1 protein-coding gene is annotated in these 604 nt (G+C 36.4%); it reads left to right on the forward strand.

What is annotated here, in order from left to right:
* Positions 1 to 260 precede the first annotated feature (260 nt).
* On the forward strand, positions 261 to 604 hold a 344-nt coding region (locus tag ACFIL8_RS12315), incomplete at its 3' end, for a lysozyme (protein WP_375613967.1).

A 604-nucleotide genomic window follows, 5' to 3' on the forward strand; every position in this document is an offset into this window, starting at 1 on the left:
ATTCAAGGCGGAAAATACGTGCAGCAATTTTCTTTTGCACTTGTTTGTCTTTTAACGAGTCTAACCACTCTGTAAAACAGTGTGTTTTTTTCACAATAAACATTTGTAGTTTATATGCTACATAATAGATAATGTCAAATACATTCTTTTGTTCCAATGAACAAGCTACATAGGTTTTAACAAGCCATCCTTTCAAATGGGAAAAATATCAATTTTTAATCCAGCTCTGCTTTTGCGGGGCTTTTTTTATGGAGAAATATATGCGAAAAATATCACCAGAAGGGCTAGCACTGATTAAACAATGGGAAGGTTTGCGTCTCAATGCCTACAAAGACGCCATTGGGGTGTGGACAATCGGTTATGGACATACAAACAATGCTGGAAAACCTTTTGTTCATAAAGGTATGGCAATCACTGAAAAACACGCAGAAGAACTTCTTTGCCAAGACTTAAGACAATTTGAAAATGCTGTTGAACGCGCTGTTACAGTTTCATTAACAGATGAACAATTCGCGGCGTTAGTATCTTTTTGCTATAATGTAGGAACAGGAGCCTTTTGTAACTCGACACTGTTAAAAAAGCTCAATCAAGGTGAATATGAAGC

Origin of the sequence: Bartonella sp. AP57NXGY, assembly GCF_042195805.1 — a bacterium.
Classification (GTDB): Bacteria; Pseudomonadota; Alphaproteobacteria; order Rhizobiales; family Rhizobiaceae; genus Bartonella.